Here is a 25,887-nt window from a genome sequence, read left to right as displayed (position 1 = left end):
TTGCTCCTAACAGTGGTGTCGCTCCAGGTCTGCTCCTCGCCCGGTCCCGGGACTGACTCGCTGTGCCAGTTCCGGTCGCTCTCACGACCGGCGTCCCGGCCCCGGCCTGGAGTCCGGGGGCGTGCCGCGCGTGGTGCGGTGCGCGGCAGGTGCGAAGAGGCTTACTCGGTGTCGCGTCCGGTGAAGACCCGACTCGTGCTGGTCGTGCTCCGCTCAGCCCTGGCGCTGCTTGTGGCGCAGGTTCTCGCAGATCACCATGACCCGGCCGTGGCGGCGGATCACCTTGCACTTGTCGCAGATCTTCTTGACGCTCGGCTGGACCTTCACGCCTGAGCTTCTCCTGCGTCAGCCGACGCGCCCGTGCAGGGGCGCGCCGGAGGTCACTTGTAGCGGTAGACGATGCGCCCGCGGGACAGGTCGTAGGGCGAGAGCTCCACGACAACCCGGTCCTCGGGGAGGATGCGGATGTAGTGCTGACGCATCTTGCCGCTGATGTGTGCCAGGACCTTGTGGCCGTTCTCCAACTCGACGCGGAACATCGCGTTGGGGAGCGGCTCGATCACGCGGCCCTCGACCTCAATGGCCCCGTCCTTCTTGCCCATGTCCTCCGCGTTTCGTGACGGTGGGTGTTACTTCCGGAGTGCGGGCACGCGGCACCCCGACTCCTCCAGGCCCTTGCGAACCCTTGCCACCTCCGGGGGGAGTCCCCCGGGCATGACGGAACCGGCGCGACGAATGCGCCACCGCTCCATAGTACGCGGGTCAGCGCGATCGCCCAAATCGAGCCTGGTGGCCGAGCAGCAGGACCAGGCCCCACGGCCCGGCGACCCAGACCCACCAGGGGTGGAGGACCTCGCCGAGGGAGAGGCTGATGACGCCCCAGATCAGGAAGTTGATCGCACTGGCGGCGAACCACGCGCCGGTCAGCACCTTGAGCAGCGGGTTCGACCGGTGGCGGGCGGGCGGCGGGGCGTCGCGCGGCAGGTCCGCGGTCAGGGCGCTCAGCTCCGCGTACGTGCGGGCCTGGTAGACGGCGCGCGTGCGCTCGTCGAACTCGGCGGGCGTCAGCCTGCCCTCGGCGTGGGCGCGGGCCAGCTCGTGCGCGACGGCGGCCCGGTCGTTGTCGGCCGCCCGGACGAAGGACTCGTTCACGGCACCACCTCCTGCCCAGCTATGGTAACAGTGTTACCGATGCGGGTTGGTGCTCCACCAGATCACCCCGAGCACAGCTCCCGGCGGGACGGCGACCCAGAGGAACCACGGGTGCACCAGGCCGTCGTCGCCGAGGAGGCTGGCCAGCAGCCAGAGGGCGAAGTTGAGCGCGCTGATGCTCAGCCAGATCGTGGTGAGCACCTTCAACGCCTTGCGCCCGCCGGCGGATTTCACCGGTTCGAGGGACGGCGCGAAGGGTGAGGCGTCGGAGAGCCGGGTCGGGGGTGCGGCGATCGGGGGCGCCGGGGGCACGTTGGGCAGGTCGGCGATCAGGGAGGCCAGCTCACCCCGGGTCTTGGCCTGCCAGGCGTGCGCCGCCCGGGCGTCGAACTCGGCGAGGTCGAGGCTGCCCTCGGCGTGCGCGCGGTGGAGCCACTGCTGGACCAGTTCGCGTTCGGCGTCGGAGGCCCGGATGTCCTCGGGCCGCACAGGCTGGGTCACCACCCAATGGTGGCCGGGTGGGGGGGTGGCGGAGAAGGGGGCTAGCCCCCGGATGGGGTTGCGGCGTTCGGCGGGGTGAGAGGGGTGAAGAGCGTGAAAGCGTCCGGCGAGGACGCTTTTGAGCTCTTCAACGAACCCCGGGAGAACCAAAACGCCGGCGAACCCCCACCAAGGGGGATTCACCGGCGCAAGACCAACCGACCCGGACCTCAGTCCTCCAGGGCCGTCAACACCCAGGGCCCGTCATCCGTGACGGCCACCGAGTGCTCCCAGTGGGCAGCCCGCGACCCGTCCGCCGTGATCACGGTCCACCCGTCGTCCAGCTCGACCGTCCGCTCGGTCCCCAGCGTCAGCATCGGCTCGATGGCGATCGCCATCCCGACCTTCAGCCTGGGCCCCTTGCCGGGCTTGCCGTGGTTCGGCAGGAACGGGTCCATGTGCATCTTCGTGCCGATGCCGTGGCCGCCGTAGCCCTCGACGATGCCGTACTCGATCCCGTGCTCCTCGCCGGCCCGGATGGTGGCCGACTCGATCGCGAACGAGATGTCGCTCAGCCGCGCGCCGGGCACGGCCGCCTCGATGCCGGCCAGCATGGAGAGCCGCGTGGCGTCCGCCAGCTTCAGCTCCGCCTCGGTCACCGTGCCCACGGGCAGGGTGATGGCCGAGTCGCCGTGCCACCCGTCGAGGATGGCGCCGCAGTCGATCGAGATCAGGTCGCCCTCGGCGAGCACCTGGGTCCGGCTGGGGATGCCGTGGACCACCTGCTCGTTCACCGACGCGCAGATGGACGCGGGGAAGCCGTGGTAGCCCTTGAACGACGGGATGGCGCCGGCGTCGCGGATGTTCTGCTCCGCCAGCTCGTCCAGCTCCGCCGTGCTGACGCCCGCCTTGGCGTGCGACGCCAGCAGCGCCAACGTGCGCGCCACGACCAGCCCGGCAGCCCTCATGGCTTCGAGCTGGCCGCGGCTCTTGATCTCGATCATGCGATCCCGGCCGGGGATGACGCGACGCAGCGCATCGACTAGTCCACCGCTCACTTCAGGTCGCGCAGCGCGCGGAGGGCGCGCCGGCTGATCTCGTCGACATCACCGACGGCGTCGATGCTCACGACGATGTCGGCGTAGTAGTCGAGCAGCGGCGCGGTCTCGGTCCGGTACACCTGCTGCCGGTGCCGGATGACGTCTTCCTTGTCGTCGGTGCGACCGCGGGCGAGCAGGCGCTCGACCACGACGTCCTCGTCGATCCGGAACTCGAGGACCGCGTCGACCTTCTGGCCCTCGGCCGCCAGCATCGCGCCCAGCACGTCGGCCTGGGCGGTGTTGCGGGGGAAGCCGTCGAGCAGGAAGCCGTTGGCCGCGTCCGGCTCCGAGAGCCGGACGCGCACCATCTCGTTGGTCACCTCGTCCGGCACCAACTCGCCCGAGTCCAGGTACTCCTGGACCTCCCTGCCCAGATCGGTCTGCTCGCTGATGTGGGCGCGGAACAGGTCCCCGGTGGAGATGTGCGGCACGCCGAGCTCGCGGCTGAGCGTTTTGGCCTGGGTGCCCTTGCCCGCACCGGGCGGGCCGACGAGAACGAGTCGCACTAGCGGAGGAACCCTTCGTAGTTGCGCTGCATGAGCTGGCTCTCGATCTGCTTCACGGTGTCGAGGCCGACACCGACCATGATCAGCACCGCCGTGCCGCCGAACGGGAAGTTCTGGTTCTGGCCCTGACCGGTCAGGTCGAGGAACAGGTTCGGCAGGATGGCGACGATGCCCAGGTAGAGCGAGCCCGGCAGCGTGATCCGCCCCAAGACGAAGCGGAGGTACTCGGCGGTGGGACGGCCCGGTCGGATACCCGGGATGAACCCACCGAACTTCTTCATCTCGTCGGCGCGCTCGTCCGGGTTGAACGTGATGCCGACGTAGAAGTACGTGAAGAAGACGATGAGCAGGAAGTAGAGCGCGATGTGGATCGGGCTCGACTGGCTCACCAGGTGCGTCTGGACGAAGGTCTGCCACCAGCCCGGCGCGGAGCCGTCGTTGGAGGCGGTCAGCCTGGAGATCAGGTCCGGCAGGTACAGCAGCGACGAGGCGAAGATGACCGGGATGACACCGGCCTGGTTCACCTTCAGCGGCAGGTAGGTCGACGTGCCGCCGTACATCCGGCGGCCGATCATGCGCTTGGCGTACTGGACCGGGATGCGGCGCTGCGCCTGCTCCACGTAGATGACGCTCGCGATGATCACCAGGGCCGCGACGCAGACCAGGAAGAAGGTCAGGCCGCCGCGGTCGAAGATGATCTTGCCCTCGACCGGGATGCGGGCCGCGATGCCGGTGAAGATCAGCAGCGACATGCCGTTGCCGATCCCCTTCTCGGTGATGATCTCACCGAGCCACATGATCACGCTGGTGCCGGCGGTCATGGTGACCACCAGGACGACCAGGTTGAAGATGCTCTCGTCGGGGATGACGGGCACGTCGCAGTTCTGGAAGAGCTGGTCGCGCACGGCCAGGGCGATGATGCCCGTGGACTGGAGGACGGCCAGCGCGATGGTCAGGTACCGCGTGTACTGGGTCAGCTTGTTCTGACCCGCCTGACCTTCCTTCTTCAGCTGCTCGAACCGCGGAATCACCACGGTGAGCAGCTGGATGATGATGCTGGCCGTGATGTACGGCATGATGCCGAGCGCGAAGATCGACAAGTTCAGCAGCGCGCCACCGCTGAACAGGTTGATCAGGGAGTAGATCCCCTGCTGGTCCACCTGCTCGACGCACTGTTTGACGTTCTTGAAGGAGACGCCCGGCGCGGGCATGGTGGCGCCCAACCGGTACACCACGACGATCCCGAGTGTGAACAGGATCTTCTTGCGTAGGTCCGGCGTCGCGAGAGCCGAGCGGAATGCGCCGAGCACGCGAACCTCCATCAGCGTTGCCGCCCCGCTGGGGTCGGCATCCTGCGGTGCCGGCTGTGTTGCCGGCACAGTCTTGCGGACATGCCGTCGACCATCGCCGACGGTGGCGGAAGCGACGGGTGGCCGCGACCGACCCGGAGGGCATCCGGGTTCAGCCCGCGACTTTAACAGCCGCGTGGCCGATCGCCGTAGTCAGTCGTCCTTCACACTTCGTACCCGATCGACTACCGCCGCCGGCAAGCCCCCGAATGGATCAAGTTCGACCGGTGGCCAGGACCCCCGCCAGACCGAGCAGGACGACGCCGGTGCCGCGGTCCAACCGGGCCTTGGCGCGGCGGGTCAGCCCGGCCTTGCGGATACCCGCCCCGAGCACCACGTACGCCGTGCCGGCCAGCGCCTCCGCCGCCAGGTAGACCGCGCCGAGGGTGGCCAGCTGGAGCGGGATCGGGCCGCGCGCCGGGTCGACGAACTGCGGCACGAACGCGGTGAAGATCAGCAGCGCCTTGGGGTTGGTGATCGCCACCAGGAACTCCTTGCGCAGCGGCGTGCCCCTCGCGGCTGGCCCGTCGGCGCCGCCCCCGGTCACGAGGACGCGCACGCCCAGGTAGACCAGGTACGCCACACCGACCCACTTGACGACGGTCAGGGCGGTGCGACTGGCCGCCAGCAGGGGCCCGAGCCCCGCGACCGCGGCGGCGACCATCAGGGAGAAGGCCGCAAGGCGCCCCAGGAGCGCCGTAGCGGCCCGCAACGGCCCGTGGTGGACACCGTGGTGCATGCCGAGCAGGTTGTTGGCGCCAGGCGTCAGCGCGACCAGCACCGAGGCGCCGAAGAAGAGGGCGAGCCACATGCGTGCACGCTAACCCGCGCGCCAACCGGTTTTACGCCCTCCGCGAACGGCCGTCTCAGCAGCTCCGCACGGGTGCCGCGGACACCACCCGGCCTCGTCGCGAGCCGGCGAACGCCACTACCCCGGACGAGCGGACGACCCCGGAGCGGGAGGCTCCGGGGTCGTCCTGGGTACTGCGCGACAGCGCGTTAGAGCACGGTCGTGGTGCCACCGGCGGCGGCGATCTTGTCGACCGCGCTGCCGGAGAACTTGTTCGCCACGACGTCGACCTTCACGCCGTCCAGGTCACCGTCGCCGAGGACCTTGACGAGCTGGTTCTTGCGGACCAGGCCCGCGTCGATCAGCGCGTCCACGTCCACGCGGCCACCGTCCGGGAACAGGCGGGCGATGTCGCCCACGTTCACGACCTGGTACTCCGTGCGGAACGGGTTGCGGAAGCCCTTCAGCTTCGGCAGGCGCATGTGCAGCGGCATCTGGCCACCCTCGAAGCGCGGCGAGACGTTCTTCCGCGCTCCGGTGCCCTTCGTGCCGCGACCGGCGGTCTTGCCCTTCGAGCCCTCACCGCGGCCGACCCGGGTCTTGGCGGTCTTGGCGCCGGGGGCCGGGCGCAGGTCATGGATCTTGATGGTCACGACTGGACCTCCTCGACGACCACCAGGTGGCGCACGGCCTGGATCAGCCCGCGCACCTGCGGCGTGTCCTCGCGGACCACCGACTGGCGGATCTTGCGCAACCCCAGGGTCCGGAGGGACTCGCGGTGGTTGTGCTTGGTACCGATGCTGCTCTTGACCTGGGTCACCTTGAGCTGTGCCATGGTCACACCGCCCCTGCGCGGGCGCGGAGCATGCCGGCGGGTGCCACGTCCTCCAGGGGCAGACCGCGCCGGGCGGCCACCTCCTCGGGACGCTGCAGGCCCTTCAAGGCCGCCACCGTGGCGTGCACGATGTTGATGGCGTTGTCGGAGCCCAGCGACTTGCTCAGCACGTCGTGGACGCCGGCGCACTCCAGCACCGCGCGGACCGCGCCACCGGCGATGACACCGGTACCGGCCGAGGCCGGGCGCAGCAGCACGACACCGGCCGCCTTCTCGCCCTGCACCGGGTGGGGGATCGTGCCCGCGATGCGGGGGACGCGGAAGAAGTTCTTCTTCGCCTCCTCCACGCCCTTGGCGATCGCCGCGGGGACTTCCTTGGCCTTGCCGTAGCCGACACCGACCATGCCGTCGCCGTCGCCGACCACGACCAGCGCGGTGAAGCTGAAGCGACGACCACCCTTCACGACCTTGGAGACGCGGTTGATCGCAACCACGCGCTCCAGGTGCGGGGTCTTCTCCTGGGCCGCTCCGCCGCGGCCACCGTCACGGCGGTCGCGGCGCTCTCCGCGCTCGCCCCCGCCGCCTTCGCGACGCGTGCGTCCTGGCATCAGGCGTCCCTCTCAATTCGGTTCGTTTGCCCAAAAACAAGGCTCATTGTCAGAACTCCAGCCCCGCCTCGCGGGCGGCGTCGGCCAGAGCGGCGATCCGACCGTGGTAGGCGTTGCCGCCCCGGTCGAAGACCACCTTGGTGATCCCGGCGTCCTTGGCGCGGGCGGCGGCCAGCTGGCCGACCTTCGCCGCACGGGCCTTCTTGTCGCCGTCGATCGACCGGACGTCCGCCTCCACGGAGGACGCCGCCGCCAGGGTGTGGCCGGCGAGGTCGTCGATGATCTGCACGGTGATGTGCTTCGACGACCGGTGCACGACCAGGCGCGGGCGCTCCGCCGTGCCGCTGACCTTCTTGCGGAGGCGGAAGTGACGGCGGGTCTTGGCGACGCGGCGGGTGGTCGAGATGTCCTTGCCCACCGGCTTGCGCTTCGTTGCAGTCTCGCTCATGTCACTTACCCGTCTTTCCGACCTTGCGGCGGATCTTCTCGCCCGCGTACCGCACGCCCTTGCCCTTGTACGGGTCGGGCTTGCGGAGCTTGCGGATGTTGGCGGCGACCTCGCCCACGAGCTGCTTGTCGATGCCGGCCACGGAGAACCGGGTCGGGGTCTCCACCGCGAAGGTGATGCCCTCGGGGGCCTCCACCTTCACCGGGTGGCTGTAGCCCAGCGCGAACTCCAGGTCGGAGCCCTTGAGCGCCACGCGGTAACCGACGCCGTGGATTTCCATCTTCTTCTCGTAGCCCTGGGTGACGCCCACGACCATGTTCTGCACCAGGGTGCGCGACAGGCCGTGCAGCGAGCGGCTGCGCCGCTCGTCGTTGGGGCGCTTCACCTCGAGAGTGCCGTCGTCGGCCTTCTCGACGATGATCGGCTCGGCGATCGTCAGCGACAGGGTGCCCTTGGGCCCCTTGACGCTCACGGCCCGGCCGTCGATGTTCACGTCGACCCCGGCGGGGACGGTGATCGGCAGCTTTCCGATGCGCGACATTGCCTAGTCCCCCTTCCTCACCAGACGTAGGCGAGGACTTCTCCGCCCACGCCCGACTTGTTGGCCTGGCGGTCGGTCATGAGACCACCAGAGGTCGAAATGATCGCGACGCCCAGACCGCCCAGCACCTTCGGCAGGTTGGTCGACTTCGCGTACACGCGCAGACCGGGCTTCGACACGCGGCGGAGGCCGGCGATGCTGCGCTCCCGGTTCGGGCCGTACTTCAGCTCGATAACCAGGTTCTTGGCCACGTCGCCCTGCTCGTCGCGGTAGCTCGCGATGTAGCCCTCGCGCTTGAGGATCTCGGCGATGTTGGCCTTCAACTTCGAGTGCGGCATCACGACCTTGTCGTGGTAAGCCGAGTTCGCGTTCCGCAGACGCGTCAACATGTCTGCGATCGGGTCGGTCATCGTCATGGTGACCTGGTCAACCTTTCTCGCTGCGGTTCCCCAGCCAGGGTCCGAGCCGGCCTCGCGGCCGGCTGGTCGTGGACGGGCCTACAGCGAAGTGATGAGTCTTGCGAAAAACCTGCCGCCGAGCCGGACTTACCAGCTGGACTTGTTGACACCGGGCAGCTCGCCCCGGTGCGCCATCTCGCGGAGGCAGATCCGGCACAGGCCGAACTTGCGGAACACCGAGTGCGGGCGACCGCAGCGCTGGCAACGGGTGTAAGCCCGCACCTTGAACTTCGGCTTGGCCGCGGCCTTGTTGATCAGCGCCTTCTTGGCCATCTGTCAGTTCTCCTTGAACGGGAAGCCCAGGAGCTTCAGCAGCGCCCGGCCCTCTTCGTCGTTGGTCGCGGTCGTCACCACGGTGATGTCCATGCCGCGGGGACGGTCGATCGCGTCCGGGTCGATCTCGTGGAACATCGACTGCTCGTTGAGGCCGAACGTGTAGTTCCCGTTGCCGTCGAACTGCTTGCCCGAGAGGCCGCGGAAGTCGCGGATGCGCGGCAGCGCGATCGTCAGCAGCCGGTCCAGGAACTCCCACATGCGGTCGCCGCGCAGCGTGACGCGCGCGCCGATCGGCATGCCCTCGCGCAGCTTGAACTGCGCGATGGACTTGCGAGCCCGGCGGACCTCGGGGCGCTGGCCGGTGATGATCGAGAGGTCCTTGACGGCGCCCTCGATCAGCTTGCCGTCGCGGGCGGCGTCGCCGACGCCCATGTTGACGACGACCTTCACCACGCCGGGGATCTGCATGACGTTGGCGTACTCGAACTGCTCGCGCAGCGAGGCGATGATCTCCTCGCGGTAGCGAACCTTCAGCCGCGGAACGGTCTTCTCAACGGTGGTCATCAGATGTCCTTCCCGTTACGACGGGAAATGCGGACCCGCTTGCCCTCGTCGTTCGTCCGGTAGCCCACACGGGTCGGCTTGCCGTCGGAGTCGACCACCATCACGTTGGACACGTGGATGGGGGCCTCCTGGGTCACGATGCCGCCCGACTGCGCGCCGCGCTCGGTCTGCGTGATCCGGGTGTGCTTCTTCATGCGGTTGACGCCCTCGACCAGGACGCGGTTCTCAGCGGGGTAGGCCTGGATGACCTTGCCGCGAGCACCCTTGTCCTTGCCGGCGATAACCACGACGGTGTCGCCCTTCTTCACCTTCATGGTCAGAGCACCTCCGGCGCCAACGAGATGATCTTCATGAACTTCTTGTCGCGCAGCTCGCGGCCGACCGGGCCGAAGATGCGCGTGCCGCGCGGCTCGTTGTCGTTCTTGATGAGCACCGCGGCGTTCTCGTCGAACCGGATGTAAGAGCCGTCGGGACGGCGCTTCTCCTTGACGGTGCGGACGATGACCGCCTTGACGACGTCGCCCTTCTTCACACCGGCACCGGGGATGGCCTGCTTCACCGTCGCGACGATGATGTCCCCGATGCCCGCGTAGCGGCGGCCCGAGCCACCGAGAACACGGATGCAGAGGATTTCCTTCGCACCGGTGTTGTCGGCGACGCGCAGCCGCGACTCCTGCTGGATCACTTACCTGCTCCTTGACCATTCCTGGCCCGCCAGATTTCCGACCTGACGGGCTCGGTCGAACGCTGTACCCGTTCTCCTGGGCTTACTTGGCCTTCTCGAGGATTTCGACGAGGCGCCAGCGCTTGGTGGCCGACAGCGGCCGGGTCTCCATCAGCAGGACGCGGTCGCCGATGCCGGCGGTGTTCTGCTCGTCGTGCGCCTTCACCTTGGTGGTGGAGCGCATGACCTTGGAGTACCGGCGGTGCTTCTTGCGGTCCTCGACCGCCACCACGATCGTCTTGTCCATCTTGTCGGACACGACGTAGCCCTCGCGGACCTTGCGGTCGTTGCGACCCTCGGTCGTCACTTCGTTGTTCTCGCTCATGCCGCACCCTCACCAGTGGAAACCGCGTCGGGAGAGGCCGACAGGCCCAGCTCCCGCTCCCGCATCACGGTGTAGATCCGGGCGATCTCGTGCCGGACCGTGCGCAGGCGGCGGTTGTTGTCGAGCTGCCCGGTGGCCATCTGGAAGCGGAGGTTGAACAGCTCCTCCTTCGCCTCCCTCAGGCGCAGCACGAGCTCTTCCTCGGTGAGCTCACGCAGCTCGGAAGCGGTCGTACCCGCTGCCATCAGAACTCACCACCCTCACGCGTAACGATGCGGCACTTCATCGGGAGCTTGTGGATCGCGCGGCGGAGCGCCTCGCGGGCCACGGCCTCGTTCGGGAAGCTCATCTCGAAGAGCACCCGACCGGGCTTGATGTTGGCCACCCACCACTCCGGCGAGCCCTTGCCGGAACCCATGCGGGTCTCGGCGGGCTTCTTGGTCAGCGGCCGGTCCGGGAAGATGTTGATCCAGACCTTGCCACCGCGGCGGATGTGCCGGGTGATCGCGATACGAGCCGACTCGATCTGCCGGTTGGTCACGTAGGCGGGCTCCAGTGCCTGGATGCCGTACTCGCCGAAGGTGACCCTCGTGCCGCCCTTGGCAGCACCGGACCGACCGGGGTGGTGCTGCTTGCGGTGCTTGACCCTGCGCGGGATGAGCACTACTCAGCCCTCCGTCTTCGCGACGCTCGGCGCGTTGTCCACCGCGACGTCGCCAGTCGTCTGATCACTTGCCTGGGCGGCACGGCCCGCCTCGGTGCTCGTCGCCGTCGTGCCGCTGGCGCCGGAGCGACGCGCCCGGTTCGGGCGGTCGGCGCGGTCGCGGCGCGGCGCGCGGTCGGCCGCCGGGGCGGCGTCGCGCTCGCGCTTGGCGCTGATGCCGCCGACCACGTCACCCTTGTAGATCCACACCTTCACGCCGATGCGGCCGAACGTGGTGCGGGCCTCGAAGAAGCCGTAGTCGATGTCGGCGCGCAGCGTGTGCAGCGGCACGCGGCCGTCGCGGTAGTGCTCCGAGCGGGACATCTCGGCGCCGCCGAGACGACCGCCGCACTGCACGCGGATGCCCTTGACCTGCGGCGAGCGCATGGCCGACTGGATGGCCTTGCGCATCGCCCGGCGGAACGCCACGCGGTTGGACAGCTGCTCGGCCACGCCCTGCGCGACGAGCTGGGCGTCCGACTCCGGGCTCTTCACCTCGAGGATGTTGAGCTGCACCTGCTTCTTGGTGAGCTTCTCCAGCTCACCGCGGATGCGGTCGGCCTCGGCGCCGCGGCGGCCGATGACGATGCCCGGCCGGGCGGTGTGGATGTCGACGCGGACCCGGTCGCGGGTGCGCTCGATCTCCACCTTCGAGATGCCGGCCCGCTCCATGCCCTTCGAGAGCAGCTTGCGGATCTTGACGTCCTCGGCCACGTACTCGGCGTACTGCTTGTCGGCGTACCAGCGGGACTTCCAGTCCGTGGTGATACCAAGTCGGAAGCCGTGCGGGTTGATTTTCTGGCCCACTACCGAGCCCCCTTCCTGTCAGCGCCGGCCTTCGCGCTGGTCTTCTTCGGACGGCTCTCCACCTCGACGGTGATGTGGCTCGTCCGCTTGCGGATCCGGTAGGCGCGGCCCTGGGCGCGCGGGCGGAACCGCTTGAGGGTCGGACCCTCGTCCACGTACACCTTCGACACCCACAGGGTGTCGGGGTCCAGGGACAGGTTGTTCTCGGCGTTGGCCACGGCGCTCGCGAGCACCTTGCGGACCGGCTCAGATGCCGCCTGGGGCGCGAACTGGAGCACGGCCAGGGCCTCGCTGGCGCTACGACCCCTGATGAGCTCGACGACGCGGCGCACCTTCATGGGCGTGTCGCGGACGTAGCGAGCCCGAGCCACGGCGCGCGGGAACTCCGGCGCTTCGGCTTCGTTACGGGCGTTCATCGCTGCTTCCCCTTGCTCTTCCTCTAGTTCGTCGCCTTAGCGGCGGCGGGACTTCCGGTCGTCCTTGATGTGACCCTTGAACGTGCGGGTCGGGGCGAACTCGCCGAGCTTGTGCCCGACCATCGCCTCCGTCACGAACACCGGCACGTGCTTGCGGCCGTCGTGCACCGCGATCGTGTGGCCCAGCATGTCGGGGATGATCGTCGACCGGCGGGACCAGGTCTTGATCACGGTCTTCTTGCCCGACTCGTTGAGGACGTCCACCTTCTTGAGCAGGTGGTCGTCCACGAAGGGGCCCTTCTTAAGGCTGCGAGGCATCCTTCACTCCCTCCCTGCTCAGCGCTTCTTACCGGTGCGACGACGCCGGACGATGAGCTTGTCGCTTGGCTTGCGGCGGCGGGTGCGGCCTTCCGGCTTGCCCGCGGGGTTGACCGGGTGGCGACCACCGGAGGTCTTGCCCTCACCACCACCGTGCGGGTGGTCGACCGGGTTCATGGCGACACCGCGGACCGTGGGCTTCTTGCCCTTCCAGCGCATGCGGCCGGCCTTGCCCCAGTTGATGTTCTGGTGCTCGGCGTTGCCGACCTCGCCGACCGTGGCGCGGCACCGGACGTCCACGTTGCGGATCTCGCCCGAGGGCATCCGCAGCTGGGCGTAGGGGCCGTCCTTGGCGACGAGCTGCACGCTGGCGCCGGCCGAGCGGGCGATCTTCGCGCCGCCGCCGGGGCGGAGCTCGATCGCGTGGACCACGGTGCCGACCGGGATGTTGCGCAGCGGCAGGTTGTTGCCCGGCTTGATGTCGGCCTTGGGGCCGTTCTCGATCCGGTCGCCCTGCTGGAGCTTCGACGGCGCGATGATGTAGCGCTTCTCGCCGTCGGCGTAGTGCAGCAGCGCGATGCGCGCGGTGCGGTTGGGGTCGTACTCGATGTGCGCGACCTTGGCCGGCACGCCGTCCTTGTCGGTGCGGCGGAAGTCGATCAGGCGGTAGGCCCGCTTGTGGCCGCCGCCCTTGTGCCGCGTCGTGATCTTGCCCGACGCGTTGCGGCCACCGCGGCCGTGCAGCGGGCGGATCAGCGACTTCTCCGGCGTCGACCGAGTGATCTCGGCGAAGTCGGAGACGCTCGCACCGCGACGACCGGGGGTCGTCGGCTTGTACTTGCGAATGCCCATCTCTACGCAGTCCTCGTCGTCATCAGGCGGCCGGGCCGCCGAAGATCTCGATCGGCTTGCTCTCGGCGGACAGCGTCACGATGGCGCGCTTGGTGTCCTTGCGCTTGCCGTAGCCCGTCCGGGTGCGCTTGCGCTTGCCCTGGCGGTTGATCGTGTTGACGCTGACGACCTTGACGCCGAAGACCTTCTCCACGGCAATCTTGATCTGGGTCTTGTTCGAGCCGGGAGCCACCACGAAGGTGTACTTGTTCTCCTCGAGCAGCCCGTAGGACTTCTCGGAGATCACCGGCGCGAGCAGGATGTCCCGGTGGTCGGGGATCACTTCGCGGCCTCCTCGTCACCCTCGTCGGACGTCGCGACGGCCTCGGCGGAACCCTGCCCGTGCTGGGCCTTGCTCGCCAGGAAGACGTCGAGCGCGTCCTTGGTGAACACCACGTCGTCGTTGACCAGCACGTCGAAGGTGTTGAGCTGGTCGGGCGCGATGATGTGCACGTGCGGCAGGTTGCGCAGGCTCACCCACGAGACCTCGTCGGTGCGCAGCAGCACGGCCAGCACGCGGCGCGCCTCGGTCACGGACTCCAGCACCTTGCGGGCCGACTTGGTCGACGGGGTGTCGCCGTCGACGAAGCCCGTCACCACGTGGACCTGGCCGGCACGCGCCCGGTCGGAGAGGGCACCGCGCAGGGCGGCGGCCTTCATCTTCTTGGGGGTGCGCTGGCTGTAGTCGCGCGGCTGCGGGCCGTGGACCGTGCCACCGCCGGCGAACTGCGGCGCGCGGGTCGAGCCCTGGCGGGCGCGGCCGGTGCCCTTCTGCCGGTACGGCTTCTTGCCACCGCCGCGGACGTCGCCGCGGGTCTTGGTGGCGTGCGTGCCCTGGCGGGCCGCGGCCTGCTGGGCCACGACGACCTGGTGCAGCAGGGCCACGTTCGCCTGCGCGTCGAAGATCGCGGCGGGCAGCTCGACGGAGCCGTCGGTCTGGCCGGCCGGGGTGCGGATCTCAACGGACGTCATGATCAGGCACCACCCTTCGCAGCGGTCTTGATGAACACGGTGCCGCCCTTGGGACCGGGCACGGCGCCCTTGATGAGCAGCAAGCCGGACTCGGCGTCCACGCGGTGCACCTTGAGGTTCTGCGTGGTCACCCGCACGTGGCCCATGCGGCCCGCCATGCGCAGGCCCTTGAACACGCGGCCGGGCGTGGCGCAGCCGCCGATGGAACCCGGCGAGCGGTGCTTGCGCTGCGTGCCGTGGCTCGCGCCGAGGCCGCGGAAGCCGTGGCGCTTCATGACACCCGCGGTGCCCTTGCCCTTGCTGGTGCCGACCACGTCGACCACCGCGCCGGCCTCGAAGACCTCGGCGGTGACTTCCTGGCCGACCGTGTACTCGGACGCGTCCGTGGTGCGCAGCTCCGCCAGGTGGCGGCGGGGCGTGACGCCCGCCTTGGCGTAGTGGCCCGCGACGGGCTTGTTGACCTTGCGCGGGTCGATCGCGCCGAAGGCCAGCTGCACGGCCGAGTAGCCGTCGTTCTCCTGGGTCCGAACCTGGGTGACCACGTTCGGCTCGGCCTTGACGACGGTCACCGGAACGATCCGGTTGTTCTCGTCGAAGACCTGAGTCATGCCGAGCTTGGTGCCCAGGAGGCCCTTAACCTGCCTGTCAGACATGGGTCTCGTTACTCTCCGCCCCAAATGGGATCAACACTGCCGCGTCCAACGCTTACTGGATGTTGACGTCGACGCTCGCCGGCAGGTCGATGCGCATGAGCGCGTCCACCGTCTTCGGCGTCGGGTCGAGGATGTCGATCAGACGCTTGTGCGTGCGCATCTCGAAGTGCTCGCGCGAGTCCTTGTACTTGTGCGGCGAGCGGATGACGCAGTAGACGTTCTTCTCAGTGGGCAGCGGCACAGGCCCGACGACCCGAGCGCCGGTGCGCGTCACGGTCTCGACGATCTTGCGCGCGGACGCGTCGATCGCCTCGTGGTCGTAGGCCTTGAGCCGGATGCGGATCTTCTGTCCCGCCATGATGGCTTGCCGTTCCTCTGCTTCTAGTACCGCTGCGGTGCGGGCACCTTGCACGAGGTCACGGGACCTCCGGCGCGCTCCGCCCCCTATTCAGGACTGACACCGAGCGGTGTCACGGTGCCCGGTCCACGCGGTCGGGCGTGTCGCGCCCCAACCCATAGACCGGTCCCACTGATCAAGCCTGTGGGATTGTCTTTCTCGATCAAACCCCGCTCGTGGCGGGGCGGCCGAGTCCAGACTCGAACCGGCCGCCCCGACGAGCAACCCGTCAATGGTCGCACACGCCGGTGCGCAGACCAAATCGGGGGGTGGAACCTAGAGCTGGATCACTTGATGATCTTGGTGACCGAGCCCGCACCGACGGTGCGGCCACCCTCGCGGATGGCGAACCGCAGGCCCTCGTCCATGGCGATCGGCTGGATCAGCTTCACGGACATGGAGGTGGTGTCGCCCGGCATGACCATCTCGGTGCCCTCGGGGAGGGTCACGACGCCGGTCACGTCGGTGGTGCGGAAGTAGAACTGCGGGCGGTAGTTGTTGAAGAACGGCGTGTGGCGGCCACCCTCGTCCTTCGACAGGATGTAGACCTGCGCCTCGAACTCGGTGTGCGGGGTCGTGGTGCCCGGCTTCACGATCACCATGCCGCGCTCCACCTCCTCGCGCTTGATGCCGCGCAGCAGCAGGGCCGCGTTGTCGCCCGCCTGGCCCTCGTCGAGGAACTTCTTGAACATCTCGATCGAGGTGACAGTCGTCTTGCGCGACTGCTCCTTGATGCCGACGATCTCGACTTCCTCGTTGACCTTGATGACACCGCGCTCGATGCGGCCGGTCACCACGGTGCCACGACCGGTGATGGTGAACACGTCCTCGACCGGCATCAGGAACGGCCGGTCGACCTCGCGCTCGGGCTCGGGGATGTTCTCGTCCACGGCGTCCATCAGGCCGATGAGCTTCTCGCCCCACTCGGCGTCGCCCTCCAGCGCCTTCAGCGCGGAGACGCGGACGACCGGCAGGTCGTCACCGGGGAACTCGTACTCGGAGAGCAGCTCGCGGACCTCGAGCTCGACGAGCTCCAGGATCTCCTCGTCGTCCACCATGTCGGCCTTGTTCAGGGCCACCACGATGTAGGGCACACCGACCTGGCGGGCCAGGAGGACGTGCTCCTTGGTCTGCGGCATCGGGCCGTCGGTCGCCGCGACCACCAGGATGGCGCCGTCCATCTGCGCCGCACCGGTGATCATGTTCTTGATGTAGTCGGCGTGACCGGGGCAGTCGACGTGCGCGTAGTGGCGCTTGTCGGTCTGGTACTCGATGTGCGCGATCGAGATCGTGATGCCGCGCTGCTTCTCCTCCGGCGCCTTGTCGATCTGGTCGAACGGCGTGAAGGGGTTCAGGTCCGGGTACTTGTCGTGCAGGACCTTGGAGATCGCAGCCGTCAGCGTCGTCTTACCGTGGTCGATGTGACCGATGGTGCCGATGTTGACGTGCGGCTTCGTCCGCTCGAACTTCGCCTTCGCCACTGGAATGTCCTCCTGGACTTCTATTGCTTAGCCCGGCGGGCGGGTTCCCACCCGCCGGGCTTCACGTCAGGGTCGGTTGTGCGGACCCCGGGGCATCCCCCCGGAGAGCCCGCGTGGTGCTGCGGTGCTCCGGTTGGGGTTACTCGCCCGTCGCCTTCGCGATGATCTCCTTCGCGACGTTCGCGGGAACCTCGGCGTAGGAGTCAAAGGTCATCGAGTAGTTCGCGCGACCCTGGGTCTTGGACCGCAGGTCGCCGACATACCCGAACATCTCCGACAGCGGGACCAGCGCCTTGACGACGCGGGTGCCGCTGCGCTCTTCCATGGCCTGGATCTGGCCACGGCGGGAGTTCAAGTCGCCGATCACGTCGCCCATGTACTCCTCGGGCGTGGTGACCTCGACCGCCATCAACGGCTCGAGGATCGCCGGGCTCGCCTGCCGGGCGGCTTCCTTGAGCGCCATGGAGCCCGCGATCTTGAACGCCATCTCCGAGGAGTCGACCTCGTGGTAGGCGCCGTCGACCAGCGTCAGCTTGACGCCCACCAGCGGGTAACCCGCCAGCACGCCGTACTGCATCGCGTCCTGCGCGCCCGCGTCCACCGACGGGATGTACTCCCGCGGGATGCGACCACCGGTGACCGCGTTGACGAACTCGTAGAGAGCGCCGTCCTCGGTCTTCTCCAGCGGCTCGAGGTCGATGAGGACCTTCGCGAACTGGCCGGAGCCACCGGTCTGCTTCTTGTGGGTGTAGGAGTACTTCTCCACCTTGCGGCGGATCGTCTCCCGGTACGCCACCTGCGGCTTGCCGATGTTGGCCTCGACCTTGAACTCGCGGCGCATGCGGTCCACCAGGATGTCCAGGTGGAGCTCGCCCATGCCGGCGATGATCGTCTGGCCGGTCTCCTGGTCCAGGTTGACCCGGAACGTCGGGTCCTCCTCGGCCAGCTTCTGGATCGCGGTGCCCAGCTTCTCCTGGTCGGCCTTCGTCTTGGGCTCGATCGCCACCTGGATGACCGGCTCGGGGAAGGTCATCGACTCCAGCACGATGGGCGCCTGCGGGTCGCTCAGCGTCTCACCGGTGGTGGTGTCCTTCAGACCGATCACGGCGTAGATGTGACCGGCGATGGCCTCGTCGACCGGGTTCTCCTTGTTGGCGTGCATCTGGAAGATCTTCCCGATGCGCTCCTTGCGGTCCTTGGTCGAGTTGATGACCTGGGTGCCGGAGGCGACCCGACCCGAGTACACCCGGATGTAGGTCAGCTTGCCGAAGAACGGGTGCACGGCGATCTTGAACGCCAGCGCGGAGAACGGCTCGGTGCTGTCGGCCTTGCGGAAGGCCGGCGTCTCGCCGTCCTGCAGCGTGCCCTCGACCGGGGGGAGGTCCAGCGGCGACGGCAGGTAGTCGATCACCGCGTCGAGCATGGGCTGCACGCCCTTGTTCTTGAACGCGGAGCCGCACAGCACCGGGTACGCGGAGCCCTCGGACACGATCTTGCGGATGCCCGACTTGATCTGCTCGACCGTGAGCTCCTCGCCACCGAGGTAGGACTCCATCAGGGCGTCGTCGGTCTCGGCGACGGCCTCGATGAGCTGCTCGCGGTACTCGTTGGCCCGCTCCACGAGGTCCGCCGGGATCTCCTCGACGGTGTAGTCCTCGCCCTTCTGGACCTCGCCGCGCCAGGTGAGCGCGCGCATCTCGACCAGGTCGACGACGCCGATGAAGTCGCTCTCCGCGCCGATCGGGATCTGGATCGGCAGCGGCTTCGCGCCCAGGCGCTCGGAGATGGTGCGGATGGTGAAGTAGAAGTCCGCGCCGAGCTTGTCCATCTTGTTGACGAAGCAGATGCGCGGGACGTCGTACTTGGTCGCCTGGCGCCAGACCTGCTCGGACTGGGGCTCGACGCCCTCCTTGCCGTCGAACACGGCAACGGCGCCGTCGAGGACGCGGAGGTTGCGCTCCACCTCGACGGTGAAGTCCACGTGGCCCGGCGTGTCGATCAGGTTAATCTGGTGGTTCTTCCAGAAGCAGGTCGTCGCGGCCGACGTGATCGTGATGCCGCGCTCCTGCTCCTGCTCCATCCAGTCCATGACCGCGGCGCCGTCGTGGACCTCGCCGATCTTGTAGCTGATCCCGGTGTAGAACAGGATCCGCTCGGTCGTCGTGGTCTTGCCCGCGTCGATGTGGGCCATGATCCCGATGTTGCGGACCTTGGCCAGGTCGGTGAGCACGTCCTGTGCCACGGGTGTCTTCCCCTGTCTTGAGCTAGCTGGTAGCAGGCTCACTAGGGCTGGGAGAGCCCCACCCGGTCCTCGGGGGGCCGGGCGGGGCGTCACATCACCAGCGGTAGTGGGCGAAGGCCTTGTTCGACTCGGCCATCTTGTGCGTGTCCTCGCGGCGCTTGACGCTCGCGCCGAGGCCGTTGCTCGCGTCGAGCAGCTCGTTCATCAGGCGCTCGATCATGGTCTTCTCGCGGCGCTGCCGGGAGAAGGTGATCAGCCAGCGCAGCGCGAGCGTGGTCGAGCGGCCCGGCTTCACCTCGACCGGCACCTGGTAGGTGGCGCCACCGACGCGGCGGGACTTCACCTCGAGGGCGGGCTTGACGTTGTCGAGCGCGCGCTTGAGCGTGACGACCGGGTCCGTGCCGGTCTTCTCGCGGGCGCCCTCGAGGGCGCCGTACACGATCCGCTCGGCCACGGAGCGCTTGCCGTCGACCAGCACCTTGTTGATGAGCTGGGTCACCAGCGGAGAGCTGTAGACCGGGTCGGAGATCAGCGGCCGCTTCGGGGCCGGTCCCTTGCGGGGCATCAGCTCTTCTCCTTCTTCGCGCCGTACCGGCTGCGAGCCTGCTTGCGGTTCTTCACACCCTGCGTGTCGAGGGAACCGCGGATGATCTTGTAGCGGACACCGGGGAGGTCCTTCACACGACCGCCGCGCACGAGCACCATCGAGTGCTCCTGGAGGTTGTGGCCCTCACCGGGGATGTAAGCCGTGACCTCGATACCGCTCGTCAGCTTCACGCGGGCGACCTTGCGCAGCGCCGAGTTCGGCTTCTTGGGCGTGGTCGTGTAGACGCGGGTGCACACACCGCGCCGCTGCGGGCTGCCCTTGAGCGCCGCGGTCTTCTGCTTGGCGACCTTGTCCTGCCGGCCCTTGCGGACCAGCTGCTGGATCGTTGGCATACGCCGGCTGCTTCTTCCCTTTACGTGCCCGCCGCGTGGGCGACGAGCCCTGTTTACTTGGTCCCTCTCTGCACCCGAGGTCGGGCGTGTCGCGGCTTTCGGCCCCGCCGAAATCCGAGCACTTCGGCCCCAGGTCCGCAGGCGACATCCCAGGATGCCCCTACGAGTGGAGGTCACCGCGGCCGGCTTTCCAGCACCACTGGCGCGTAGGCACGCGGAGCGGCCCGACATGGGTCGGGCACGAGTACCAAAGATACCCCGCTTGGTTCCCACGGGTCAAAACGGATCCGCCACCGCGCCCGGCGGGGCGCCCGACCCGTCCCGCGCCCGGCCGCGGCGGGGGTCGGATGTGACGATCCTCGCACTTTTCGGCACCCGGAGGCTCCACGGAGGAGCGACTGGGAGGGCCGCACACCCCATGAGAGCACGGGTTGGTGATCAGCGCTCGGCGGCGTGACCGGGATTTCACTCGAACGAGTGGCACGACCGAGTGACCCCGGTGCGGGCGACACTGGGTCCGTGAACTCCGATCTCATCGCGGGCATGGCGGCGCTCGTGGACCCCGGCGCCCCGCCCGAGGTGCTCGCGGTGCGCGGCGACGTCGTGGTGGTCCGGGTCGCCGACGTGGTGCTCAAGGCGCACGAGCCCGGGACGGACCGGGCGGTGCTCGCCGAGCGGCTGCGGCTGGCCGCCGACCCGCGCCTGGGCGGGCTGCTGCTCGCGCCCCGGTCGGCGACGCCCGCGGTGGTGCTCGGCCGGGCCGTCACGGCGTGGCCGGTGGGCACGCCGGTGCCGCAGGGCGAGCCCGAGGACCTGCCGATGGAGGCCGCGGGGCGGGTGCTGGCCGAGCTGCACCGGTTCACCGCGGCGGACTTCGCGCCGCCCGTGCCGCGAGCCGGCGCGGTGCCCCGGATGCGCCGGGCGGTCCGCGAGCTGGCGGTCGACACGCCGGCGGCGGACCTGGTGCGGCGGGCGTACGCGACGCTGCCGGAGTTCGCCGAGGGCGGGGCGACGCTCATCCACGGCGACTGGCACCTGGGCCAGCTCGTCCGGCGCGACGGCTACCGGTTGATCGACGTGGACGACCTCGGGTTCGGCGACCCGGCGTGGGACCTGGCCCGGCCGGCCGCGCTGCACGCGGCCGGGGTGCTCGACCCCGAGGCGTGGGGCAGGCTGCTCGGCTCCTACTTCGCCGCGGGTGGTGCGGGCGTGCCGCGGGAGGACCCGTGGTCGGTGCTGGAGGCCCCGGCGCGGGCGCTGGTCGTGCAGATGGCGGCGCGTGCCCTCGCCGCTGCGGAGCGCGACGGCAAGGAGCTGGACGAGGCCCAGGAACTGCTGATCGAGGCGTGCGGCCGGATCGTCTCGGCACACGGACCCATGGCGCGCGGCTAATATCGGGTCATCGCGTCAAGAGCAGGAGGCTCACACGATGCAGTGTCCCAAGTGTCATGCGAACATGCGCACCTTCGACCGCATGGGCGTGCACATCGAGCAGTGCGATGGCTGCCGCGGGGTCTTCCTCGACTACGGCGAGCTGGAGGCCATCACCCGCCTCGAGCAGCAGATGGCCGCTCCGCCGCCCCCGCCGCCCGTCGCGCCTCCTGCGCAGGTGCACTACGTGCAGCAGCCGGCCCCGCAGCCGGGCTGGGGCTACGGCCACCACTACGGCCACCGCAAGCACCGCGGCCTGGGTGGGCTGTTCTTCTCGTCCTGATCGGACCTCTTCGGTGGCCCGGCGCCCTCGGCGCCGGGCCACTGCCGTCTCCACCGTCCGAACCGGTGTGTCGAACGCTCAGGCCCGGTGTGTCGAACCTCCGCGACCCGGGTGTCGAACGCTCAGGACCCCCGAGCCGAACGCTCGCAGCCCCGACGACGCCGCGGCCGGCCGCCCCGGACGTGCGAAAGGCCCTCGGAGCGGGAGGCTCCGAGGGCCTTTCAGCGGACTAACTGCTTCAGCGGTAGTCGCGGCCGAAGTCGTAGTCGTCCAGCGGGACCGCGGCGCCCGTGCCCGTGCCGAAGACGTCCGGCGTGTAGTAGCCGTCGTCGTAGCTCGGGATCGCGTACGCCGCCGCACGCGCCTCCTCGGTCGGCTGCACCTGGATGTTCCGGTACCGGTTGATGCCGGTGCCGGCCGGGATCAGCTTGCCGATGATCACGTTCTCCTTCAGGCCGATGAGCTTGTCCGACCGGCCGTTGATGGCGGCGTCGGTGAGGACGCGCGTCGTCTCCTGGAAGGAGGCCGCCGACAGCCACGAGTCCGTCGCCAGCGACGCCTTCGTGATGCCCATCAGCACCGGACGGCCGGCCGCGGGCTCGCCGCCCTCGGCCACCACGGCCCGGTTGCCCGACTCGAACTCCGCGCGCTCGACCAGCGAGCCCGGCAGGAACTCGGTCGCACCCGAGTCGATGATCGTCACCCGGCGCAGCATCTGCCGGACGATGACCTCGATGTGCTTGTCGTGGATCGCAACGCCCTGGGCCCGGTAGACCTTCTGGACCTCCTGCACCAAGTGCAGCTGGGCCTCGCGGGGACCCATCACACGCAGCACCTCGTGCGGGTCGGGCGTGCCCTCCAGCAGCTGCTGGCCCACGTGCACGTGGTCGCCGTCCTGCAGCGGACCGGTGGCCGTGTTGGCGAGCCGCTGGCGCTTCGACAGCTTCTCGAAGACGATCTCCTCCGACCCGTCGTCCGGGATGAGGGTGATCTTCCAGAACCGGTCGCCGTCCTCGATGCGCACCCGGCCGTCGACGTCCGCGATGGGCGCCTTGCCCTTCGGCACGCGGGCCTCGAACAGCTCCTGCACGCGCGGCAGACCGGTGGTGATGTCGTCACCGGCCACACCACCCTGGTGGAACGTGCGCATGGTCAGCTGCGTGCCCGGCTCACCGATCGACTGGGCGGCGACGATGCCGACGGCCTCGCCGACGTCGACCAGCTTGCCGGTCGCCATCGAGCGGCCGTAGCAGGACGCGCACACGCCGACCGCGGACTCGCAGGTCAGCACGGACCGCACCTTGACCCTGGTCACGCCCGCCTCGACGAGCGTCGCCAGCGCCGGGTCGCCCAGGTCGTCACCGCGGTTGAGCACGACGTTGCCGTCGGCGTCGGTGATGTCCTCGGCGATGGTCCGCGCGTACACGCTCGTCTGCGCGAACTCGTGCAGCACGACCTTGTCGCCCTGCCGCTCGCCGACGGTCATGTTCACGCCGCGGCTGGTGCCGCAGTCGACCTCGCGGATGATGACGTCCTGCGACACGTCCACCAGACGACGGGTCAGGTAACCCGAGTCGGCGGTGCGCAGCGCGGTGTCGGCCAGACCCTTGCGCGCGCCGTGCGTGGCGATGAAGTACTCCAGCACCGACAAGCCCTCGCGGAACGAGTTCTTGATCGGGCGCGGGATGTACTCGCCCTTCGGGTTGGTCACCAGGCCGCGCATGCCGGCCAGCGACCGGACCTGGGTCATGTTGCCCGCCGCGCCGGACTTCACGATCATGCGGATCGAGTTGTCCTCGGGGAAGTTGGCCTCCATGACCTCGGCGACCTCTTCGGTGGCCTTGGTCCACACCTTGACCAGCTCGTTGTTGCGCTCGGTGTAGGAGAGCTGACCGCGCTGGTAGCGCTTCTCCACCGCGTCGGCGAGCTTCTCGTACTCGTCCAGGATGCCCTGCTTGGCCTCCGGCACGAGCACGTCGGAGATCGCGACCGTGACGCCCGACCGGGTGGCCCAGTAGAAACCGGCGTCCTTCAGCTTGTCCAGCGTCCGGGCGACGGTGACCATCGGGTACCGCTCGGCGAGGTCGTTGATGATCGTCGCCTGCCGCTTCTTCGGCATGACCTCGTTGATGAACGGGTAGTCCTGCGGCAGCACCTCGTTGAACAGCACGCGACCGAGAGTGGTCTCGGCCAGCCACGGCTGACCGGGCTCCCAGCCCTCCGGCTCCTGGCCCTTCGGCGGGTTCTTGTCCGTGATCCGGATCTTGACCATCGCCTGGAGGCCGAGGACCTTGCGGTCGAACGCCATCAGCGCCTCGGCCGGCGAGGAGTACGCCTGGCCCTCGCCGAGGTCGTCCTCCTTGTGCCGGGTCAGGTGGTACAGGCCGGTCACCATGTCCAGTCGGGGCATGGCCAGCGGCTTGCCCGACGCGGGCGAGAGGATGTTGTTCGACGACAGCATCAGCACGCGCGCCTCGGCCTGCGCCTCGGCGGACAGCGGCAGGTGGACCGCCATCTGGTCACCGTCGAAGTCCGCGTTGAACGCCTCGCAGACGAGCGGGTGCAGCTGGATGGCCTTGCCCTCGACCAGCTGCGGCTCGAACGCCTGGATGCCCAGCCGGTGCAGCGTGGGCGCGCGGTTGAGCAGCACGGGGTGCTCGGTGATGACCTCTTCCAGCACGTCCCACACGGCGGGGCGCGCGCGCTCCACCATCCGCTTGGCGGACTTGATGTTCTGGGCGTGGTTGAGGTCGACCAGCCGCTTCATGACGAACGGCTTGAACAGCTCCAGCGCCATCTGCTTGGGCAGGCCGCACTGGTGCAGCTTCAGCTGCGGGCCGACCACGATGACCGAACGGCCGGAGTAGTCGACGCGCTTGCCGAGCAGGTTCTGGCGGAACCGGCCCTGCTTGCCCTTGAGCAGGTCGGACAGCGACTTGAGCGGGCGGTTGCCCGGACCCGTCACCGGCCGGCCGCGGCGGCCGTTGTCGAACAGCGCGTCGACGGCCTCCTGCAGCATCCGCTTCTCGTTGTTAACGATGATCTCGGGCGCGCCGAGGTCGATCAGCCTCTTGAGGCGGTTGTTGCGGTTGATCACGCGGCGGTACAGGTCGTTCAGGTCGGACGTGGCGAAGCGGCCACCGTCGAGCTGCACCATCGGGCGCAGGTCCGGCGGGATGACCGGGACGCAGTCCAGCACCATGCCCTGCGGGTTGTTGCGGGTCGCCTGGAAGGCGGCCACGACCTTCAGCCGCTTGAGGGCGCGCAGCTTCTTCTGGCCCTTGCCGCTGCGGATGGTCTCGCGCAGCACGTCGGCCTCGGCGTCGACGTCGTAGTCACCCAGCAGCTTCTGGATGGCCTCCGCGCCCATGGCGCCGGTGAAGTAGTCGCCGTAGCGGTCGTACAGCTCGCGGTAGAGCAGCTCGTCCGCGATCAGCTGGGCGCGCTCGAGCTTGGTGAAGGTGGACCAGATCTCGTCGAGCCGGTCCAGCTCGCGCTGGGCGCGGTCGCGGAGCTGGCGCATCTCGCGCTCGCCGCCCTCCTTGACCTTGCGGCGGACGTCGGACTTGGCGCCCTCCGCCTCCAGCTCGGCCAGGTCGGCCTCGAGCTTCTGCGCCCGGGCCTCGACGTCGGCGTCACGCCGGTTCTCGACCCGCTTGCGCTCGACCTGCATCTCGTTCTCGAGCGTGGGCAGGTCGTTGTGGCGCAGCTCGGTGTTCACACCCACGATGACGTAGGCGGCGAAGTAGATGATCTTCTCGAGGTCCTTGGGCGCCAGGTCGAGCAGGTAGCCCAACCGGCTGGGGACGCCCTTGAAGTACCAGATGTGCGTGACGGGCGCGGCCAGTTCGATGTGGCCCATCCGCTCGCGGCGCACCTTGGCGCGGGTCACCTCGACGCCGCAGCGCTCGCAGATGATGCCCTTGAAGCGGACGCGCTTGTACTTGCCGCAGTAGCACTCCCAGTCCCGGGTGGGACCGAAGATCTTCTCGCAGAACAAGCCGTCCTTCTCCGGCTTGAGCGTGCGGTAGTTGATGGTCTCGGGCTTCTTGACCTCGCCGTAGGACCACTGGCGGATGTCGTCCGCGGTGGCAAGACCGATGCGAAGCTCATCGAAGAAGTTGACGTCGAGCACGTCTACTCTCTTCCCCTTTTTTGGATCGGTTGCCCCAGAAGAGCGGGCTCAGGAGCTGGTGGC

At 68.7% G+C, this 25,887-nt stretch carries 36 protein-coding genes; 2 read left to right on the top strand and 34 right to left on the bottom strand.

What is annotated here, in order from left to right; translation table 11 throughout:
* Window positions 1-213: 213 nt before the first annotated feature.
* The 33 genes from rpmJ to rpsL all read right to left on the bottom strand — a co-directional run bounded on the left by rpmJ (window position 214) and on the right by rpsL (window position 19,975).
* Window positions 214-327 (bottom strand): 50S ribosomal protein L36, encoded by a 114-nt coding sequence (gene rpmJ / locus ACIGNX_RS08395; RefSeq protein ID WP_010148647.1) that lies wholly within the window; start codon window positions 325-327, stop codon window positions 214-216.
* 53 nt (window positions 328-380) lie between these two features.
* Complete coding sequence (infA, locus tag ACIGNX_RS08390; RefSeq protein ID WP_009948665.1) at window positions 381-602, bottom strand: translation initiation factor IF-1; 222 nt, start codon at window positions 600-602, stop codon at window positions 381-383.
* A gap of 160 nt (window positions 603-762) precedes the next feature.
* Complete coding sequence (locus tag ACIGNX_RS08385; RefSeq protein WP_396537669.1) at window positions 763-1,152, bottom strand: DUF1707 domain-containing protein; 390 nt, start codon at window positions 1,150-1,152, stop codon at window positions 763-765.
* Between the two features lie 33 nt (window positions 1,153-1,185).
* Window positions 1,186-1,653: a DUF1707 domain-containing protein gene (locus ACIGNX_RS08380; protein ID WP_396537668.1), complete on the bottom strand. Its 468-nt coding sequence runs from the start codon at window positions 1,651-1,653 to the stop codon at window positions 1,186-1,188.
* A 209-nt stretch (window positions 1,654-1,862) separates the two neighbouring features.
* Window positions 1,863-2,636, bottom strand: coding sequence for a type I methionyl aminopeptidase (gene map / locus ACIGNX_RS08375; RefSeq protein WP_396537666.1), 774 nt, complete (start codon window positions 2,634-2,636; stop codon window positions 1,863-1,865).
* A 50-nt stretch (window positions 2,637-2,686) separates the two neighbouring features.
* Window positions 2,687-3,238, bottom strand: coding sequence for an adenylate kinase (locus ACIGNX_RS08370; RefSeq protein WP_396537664.1), 552 nt, complete (start codon window positions 3,236-3,238; stop codon window positions 2,687-2,689).
* Complete coding sequence (secY, locus tag ACIGNX_RS08365; RefSeq protein ID WP_396537662.1) at window positions 3,238-4,548, bottom strand: preprotein translocase subunit SecY; 1,311 nt, start codon at window positions 4,546-4,548, stop codon at window positions 3,238-3,240. The genes ACIGNX_RS08370 and secY overlap by 1 nt, the downstream gene beginning before the upstream one ends.
* A gap of 253 nt (window positions 4,549-4,801) precedes the next feature.
* Window positions 4,802-5,398 (bottom strand): LysE family translocator, encoded by a 597-nt coding sequence (locus ACIGNX_RS08360; protein ID WP_396537660.1) that lies wholly within the window; start codon window positions 5,396-5,398, stop codon window positions 4,802-4,804.
* Window positions 5,399-5,586: 188 nt separating this feature from the next.
* Window positions 5,587-6,030, bottom strand: a complete 444-nt coding sequence (gene rplO / locus ACIGNX_RS08355; RefSeq protein WP_396537658.1) for a 50S ribosomal protein L15 — start codon at window positions 6,028-6,030, stop codon at window positions 5,587-5,589.
* Complete coding sequence (gene rpmD / locus ACIGNX_RS08350) at window positions 6,027-6,212, bottom strand: 50S ribosomal protein L30 (RefSeq protein ID WP_141980311.1); 186 nt, start codon at window positions 6,210-6,212, stop codon at window positions 6,027-6,029. The genes rplO and rpmD overlap by 4 nt, the downstream gene beginning before the upstream one ends.
* A 2-nt stretch (window positions 6,213-6,214) precedes the next feature.
* Entirely contained in the window at window positions 6,215-6,820 is a 606-nt protein-coding gene (gene rpsE / locus ACIGNX_RS08345; protein ID WP_015105247.1) for a 30S ribosomal protein S5, read from the bottom strand.
* 49 nt (window positions 6,821-6,869) lie between these two features.
* A complete protein-coding gene (rplR, locus tag ACIGNX_RS08340; protein WP_396537655.1) occupies window positions 6,870-7,268 on the bottom strand; it encodes a 50S ribosomal protein L18 in 399 nt (132 codons plus the stop codon).
* 1 nt (window position 7,269) lies between these two features.
* Window positions 7,270-7,809, bottom strand: coding sequence for a 50S ribosomal protein L6 (gene rplF / locus ACIGNX_RS08335; RefSeq protein WP_396537653.1), 540 nt, complete (start codon window positions 7,807-7,809; stop codon window positions 7,270-7,272).
* Window positions 7,810-7,826: 17 nt separating this feature from the next.
* The gene (rpsH, locus tag ACIGNX_RS08330) at window positions 7,827-8,225 is read right to left on the bottom strand and encodes a 30S ribosomal protein S8 (protein WP_033428586.1); all 399 of its coding nucleotides are present in this window, start codon (window positions 8,223-8,225) and stop codon (window positions 7,827-7,829) included.
* A gap of 129 nt (window positions 8,226-8,354) precedes the next feature.
* Window positions 8,355-8,540 carry a type Z 30S ribosomal protein S14 gene (locus ACIGNX_RS08325; RefSeq protein WP_141980309.1) on the bottom strand — a complete coding sequence of 62 codons (186 nt, stop codon included), beginning with the start codon at window positions 8,538-8,540 and terminating at the stop codon, window positions 8,355-8,357.
* A 3-nt stretch (window positions 8,541-8,543) separates the two neighbouring features.
* The gene (gene rplE, locus ACIGNX_RS08320) at window positions 8,544-9,107 is read right to left on the bottom strand and encodes a 50S ribosomal protein L5 (RefSeq protein ID WP_396537650.1); all 564 of its coding nucleotides are present in this window, start codon (window positions 9,105-9,107) and stop codon (window positions 8,544-8,546) included.
* Window positions 9,107-9,421: a 50S ribosomal protein L24 gene (rplX, locus tag ACIGNX_RS08315; RefSeq protein ID WP_073885913.1), complete on the bottom strand. Its 315-nt coding sequence runs from the start codon at window positions 9,419-9,421 to the stop codon at window positions 9,107-9,109. Before rplX ends, rplE begins: the two co-directional genes overlap by 1 nt.
* 2 nt (window positions 9,422-9,423) lie before the next feature.
* Window positions 9,424-9,792 (bottom strand): 50S ribosomal protein L14, encoded by a 369-nt coding sequence (rplN, locus tag ACIGNX_RS08310; RefSeq protein ID WP_033436721.1) that lies wholly within the window; start codon window positions 9,790-9,792, stop codon window positions 9,424-9,426.
* A gap of 82 nt (window positions 9,793-9,874) precedes the next feature.
* On the bottom strand, window positions 9,875-10,156 hold the full coding sequence (gene rpsQ, locus ACIGNX_RS08305; RefSeq protein ID WP_378088356.1) for a 30S ribosomal protein S17: 282 nt from the start codon (window positions 10,154-10,156) through the stop codon (window positions 9,875-9,877).
* Window positions 10,153-10,401: a 50S ribosomal protein L29 gene (gene rpmC / locus ACIGNX_RS08300; protein ID WP_033428581.1), complete on the bottom strand. Its 249-nt coding sequence runs from the start codon at window positions 10,399-10,401 to the stop codon at window positions 10,153-10,155. The genes rpsQ and rpmC overlap by 4 nt, the downstream gene beginning before the upstream one ends.
* Complete coding sequence (rplP, locus tag ACIGNX_RS08295) at window positions 10,401-10,820, bottom strand: 50S ribosomal protein L16 (protein ID WP_053715230.1); 420 nt, start codon at window positions 10,818-10,820, stop codon at window positions 10,401-10,403. Before rplP ends, rpmC begins: the two co-directional genes overlap by 1 nt.
* Before the next feature lie 3 nt (window positions 10,821-10,823).
* Window positions 10,824-11,666, bottom strand: coding sequence for a 30S ribosomal protein S3 (gene rpsC / locus ACIGNX_RS08290; protein ID WP_396537647.1), 843 nt, complete (start codon window positions 11,664-11,666; stop codon window positions 10,824-10,826).
* Window positions 11,666-12,082 (bottom strand): 50S ribosomal protein L22, encoded by a 417-nt coding sequence (gene rplV / locus ACIGNX_RS08285; RefSeq protein ID WP_396537645.1) that lies wholly within the window; start codon window positions 12,080-12,082, stop codon window positions 11,666-11,668. The genes rpsC and rplV overlap by 1 nt, the downstream gene beginning before the upstream one ends.
* 36 nt (window positions 12,083-12,118) lie before the next feature.
* Entirely contained in the window at window positions 12,119-12,400 is a 282-nt protein-coding gene (gene rpsS / locus ACIGNX_RS08280) for a 30S ribosomal protein S19 (protein WP_015105260.1), read from the bottom strand.
* Between the two features lie 18 nt (window positions 12,401-12,418).
* On the bottom strand, window positions 12,419-13,252 hold the full coding sequence (gene rplB / locus ACIGNX_RS08275; protein WP_396537643.1) for a 50S ribosomal protein L2: 834 nt from the start codon (window positions 13,250-13,252) through the stop codon (window positions 12,419-12,421).
* Between the two features lie 22 nt (window positions 13,253-13,274).
* On the bottom strand, window positions 13,275-13,574 hold the full coding sequence (gene rplW / locus ACIGNX_RS08270) for a 50S ribosomal protein L23 (RefSeq protein WP_073885918.1): 300 nt from the start codon (window positions 13,572-13,574) through the stop codon (window positions 13,275-13,277).
* A complete protein-coding gene (gene rplD / locus ACIGNX_RS08265; RefSeq protein ID WP_396537641.1) occupies window positions 13,571-14,263 on the bottom strand; it encodes a 50S ribosomal protein L4 in 693 nt (230 codons plus the stop codon). Before rplD ends, rplW begins: the two co-directional genes overlap by 4 nt.
* 2 nt (window positions 14,264-14,265) lie before the next feature.
* Window positions 14,266-14,916 carry a 50S ribosomal protein L3 gene (gene rplC, locus ACIGNX_RS08260; protein ID WP_141980302.1) on the bottom strand — a complete coding sequence of 217 codons (651 nt, stop codon included), beginning with the start codon at window positions 14,914-14,916 and terminating at the stop codon, window positions 14,266-14,268.
* A gap of 52 nt (window positions 14,917-14,968) precedes the next feature.
* Window positions 14,969-15,274: a 30S ribosomal protein S10 gene (rpsJ, locus tag ACIGNX_RS08255; protein ID WP_003938093.1), complete on the bottom strand. Its 306-nt coding sequence runs from the start codon at window positions 15,272-15,274 to the stop codon at window positions 14,969-14,971.
* 326 nt (window positions 15,275-15,600) lie between these two features.
* The gene (tuf, locus tag ACIGNX_RS08250; protein WP_378088345.1) at window positions 15,601-16,794 is read right to left on the bottom strand and encodes an elongation factor Tu; all 1,194 of its coding nucleotides are present in this window, start codon (window positions 16,792-16,794) and stop codon (window positions 15,601-15,603) included.
* A gap of 139 nt (window positions 16,795-16,933) precedes the next feature.
* Window positions 16,934-19,036: an elongation factor G gene (gene fusA, locus ACIGNX_RS08245; RefSeq protein WP_396537638.1), complete on the bottom strand. Its 2,103-nt coding sequence runs from the start codon at window positions 19,034-19,036 to the stop codon at window positions 16,934-16,936.
* A 94-nt stretch (window positions 19,037-19,130) separates the two neighbouring features.
* Window positions 19,131-19,601, bottom strand: a complete 471-nt coding sequence (gene rpsG / locus ACIGNX_RS08240; RefSeq protein ID WP_073885923.1) for a 30S ribosomal protein S7 — start codon at window positions 19,599-19,601, stop codon at window positions 19,131-19,133.
* Window positions 19,601-19,975, bottom strand: coding sequence for a 30S ribosomal protein S12 (rpsL, locus tag ACIGNX_RS08235; RefSeq protein WP_030473471.1), 375 nt, complete (start codon window positions 19,973-19,975; stop codon window positions 19,601-19,603). The genes rpsG and rpsL overlap by 1 nt, the downstream gene beginning before the upstream one ends.
* A gap of 519 nt (window positions 19,976-20,494) precedes the next feature.
* On the opposite strand from rpsL, the gene ACIGNX_RS08230 reads away from it, so the two are divergent.
* Window positions 20,495-21,367: a phosphotransferase family protein gene (locus ACIGNX_RS08230; protein WP_396537636.1), complete on the top strand. Its 873-nt coding sequence runs from the start codon at window positions 20,495-20,497 to the stop codon at window positions 21,365-21,367.
* 37 nt (window positions 21,368-21,404) lie between these two features.
* Window positions 21,405-21,689 carry a zf-TFIIB domain-containing protein gene (locus tag ACIGNX_RS08225; RefSeq protein WP_396537634.1) on the top strand — a complete coding sequence of 95 codons (285 nt, stop codon included), beginning with the start codon at window positions 21,405-21,407 and terminating at the stop codon, window positions 21,687-21,689.
* Between the two features lie 238 nt (window positions 21,690-21,927).
* Here the strand turns inward: ACIGNX_RS08225 and ACIGNX_RS08220 are convergent, their stop codons facing one another.
* Entirely contained in the window at window positions 21,928-25,824 is a 3,897-nt protein-coding gene (locus ACIGNX_RS08220; RefSeq protein ID WP_396537632.1) for a DNA-directed RNA polymerase subunit beta', read from the bottom strand.
* Window positions 25,825-25,887 lie beyond the last annotated feature (63 nt).

This window comes from Actinosynnema sp. NPDC053489, assembly GCF_044544865.1.
In the GTDB taxonomy this organism is placed as follows: Bacteria; Actinomycetota; Actinomycetes; order Mycobacteriales; family Pseudonocardiaceae; genus Actinosynnema.
The sequence above is the reverse complement of the archived record's forward strand: the minus strand, read 5'-3'. Positions and strand labels throughout refer to the sequence as shown.

Bases quoted from the DNA above. Each gene is read 5' to 3' on its own strand.
- map (WP_396537666.1), bottom strand. From the start codon at position 2,636: ATGATCGAGATCAAGAGCCGCGGCCAGCTCGAAGCCATGAGGGCTGCC.
- rpsL (WP_030473471.1), bottom strand. From the start codon at position 19,975: ATGCCAACGATCCAGCAGCTGGTCCGCAAGGGCCGGCAGGACAAGGTC.
- rpmD (WP_141980311.1), bottom strand. From the start codon at position 6,212: ATGGCACAGCTCAAGGTGACCCAGGTCAAGAGCAGCATCGGTACCAAG.
- rplX (WP_073885913.1), bottom strand. From the start codon at position 9,421: ATGAAGGTGAAGAAGGGCGACACCGTCGTGGTTATCGCCGGCAAGGAC.
- rpsH (WP_033428586.1), bottom strand. From the start codon at position 8,225: ATGACGATGACCGACCCGATCGCAGACATGTTGACGCGTCTGCGGAAC.
- ACIGNX_RS08225 (WP_396537634.1), top strand. From the start codon at position 21,405: ATGCAGTGTCCCAAGTGTCATGCGAACATGCGCACCTTCGACCGCATG.
- rplV (WP_396537645.1), bottom strand. From the start codon at position 12,082: ATGAACGCCCGTAACGAAGCCGAAGCGCCGGAGTTCCCGCGCGCCGTG.
- rplE (WP_396537650.1), bottom strand. From the start codon at position 9,107: ATGACCACCGTTGAGAAGACCGTTCCGCGGCTGAAGGTTCGCTACCGC.
- rplC (WP_141980302.1), bottom strand. From the start codon at position 14,916: ATGTCTGACAGGCAGGTTAAGGGCCTCCTGGGCACCAAGCTCGGCATG.
- rpsE (WP_015105247.1), bottom strand. From the start codon at position 6,820: ATGCCAGGACGCACGCGTCGCGAAGGCGGCGGGGGCGAGCGCGGAGAG.
- infA (WP_009948665.1), bottom strand. From the start codon at position 602: ATGGGCAAGAAGGACGGGGCCATTGAGGTCGAGGGCCGCGTGATCGAG.
- rpsS (WP_015105260.1), bottom strand. From the start codon at position 12,400: ATGCCTCGCAGCCTTAAGAAGGGCCCCTTCGTGGACGACCACCTGCTC.
- rplB (WP_396537643.1), bottom strand. From the start codon at position 13,252: ATGGGCATTCGCAAGTACAAGCCGACGACCCCCGGTCGTCGCGGTGCG.
- rplF (WP_396537653.1), bottom strand. From the start codon at position 7,809: ATGTCGCGCATCGGAAAGCTGCCGATCACCGTCCCCGCCGGGGTCGAC.
- rpsG (WP_073885923.1), bottom strand. From the start codon at position 19,601: ATGCCCCGCAAGGGACCGGCCCCGAAGCGGCCGCTGATCTCCGACCCG.
- rpsQ (WP_378088356.1), bottom strand. From the start codon at position 10,156: ATGAGCGAGAACAACGAAGTGACGACCGAGGGTCGCAACGACCGCAAG.
- ACIGNX_RS08360 (WP_396537660.1), bottom strand. From the start codon at position 5,398: ATGTGGCTCGCCCTCTTCTTCGGCGCCTCGGTGCTGGTCGCGCTGACG.
- rpmC (WP_033428581.1), bottom strand. From the start codon at position 10,401: ATGGCAGCGGGTACGACCGCTTCCGAGCTGCGTGAGCTCACCGAGGAA.
- ACIGNX_RS08325 (WP_141980309.1), bottom strand. From the start codon at position 8,540: ATGGCCAAGAAGGCGCTGATCAACAAGGCCGCGGCCAAGCCGAAGTTC.
- rpsJ (WP_003938093.1), bottom strand. From the start codon at position 15,274: ATGGCGGGACAGAAGATCCGCATCCGGCTCAAGGCCTACGACCACGAG.
- rplR (WP_396537655.1), bottom strand. From the start codon at position 7,268: ATGAGCGAGACTGCAACGAAGCGCAAGCCGGTGGGCAAGGACATCTCG.
- rplD (WP_396537641.1), bottom strand. From the start codon at position 14,263: ATGACGTCCGTTGAGATCCGCACCCCGGCCGGCCAGACCGACGGCTCC.